General features: G+C 41.8%; 2 rRNA genes. Both read right to left on the reverse strand.

The features are described 5' to 3' along the window. Window positions 1–43: 43 nt before the first annotated feature. A 5S ribosomal RNA gene (gene rrf / locus AC1DU2_RS30860) occupies window positions 44–155 on the reverse strand. A 273-nt stretch (window positions 156–428) separates the two neighbouring features. Continuing rightward, window positions 429–641, reverse strand: a 23S ribosomal RNA gene (locus tag AC1DU2_RS30865); the annotation flags it as partial.

Consider the following 641-nt stretch of genomic DNA (forward strand, 5'->3'; position numbering starts at 1 on the left):
ATATGATGAAGGGTTTCACGATTCAGCCTTTAAGGCGGATAAGATTTGGCACCGACCTACTCTCCCACGTTTTACCGCAGTACCATCGGCTCTGGCGGGCTTGACTTCTCTGTTCGGAATGGGAAGAGGTAGACACCGCCGATATAGGCACCTGAATTTCTTTTGAGCTGAAAGCTCAAGGCTGAAAGCATAAAGCTTTTTTGCCAATTCATTTATTTGTTTCACTTCTCGCTTTAGCCTTTTGGCCTTCTGCTTTTAGCTTAACAATGACATATTATTGAAAGAAGTAATTAATCAGAGAAAACAACAATATTGTATTTTCAGTGAGTGGTTGATTAGGTTAAGTGCTTGATTAGGTTCCTGGTTTTACAACCATTCTCTTAATCAACTTAATCAACTTATTTCACCACTCACCATTCATTACCTGCTATGAGAAAGCTTCGGGCAATTAGTATCACTCGGCTATGATGTCACCACCTTTATACCTATGACCTATCAACGTAGTAGTCTGCTACGACCCTCAATGGAAGTCTCATCTTGTGGCTAGTTTCGCACTTAGATGCTTTCAGCGCTTATCTATTCCCAACGTAGCTACTCTGCAATACAGCTGGCGCCATAACAGATTCACCAGAGGTTAGTCC

The sequence above is a fragment of the Mucilaginibacter sp. P4_C11 genome (genome assembly GCF_056402115.1).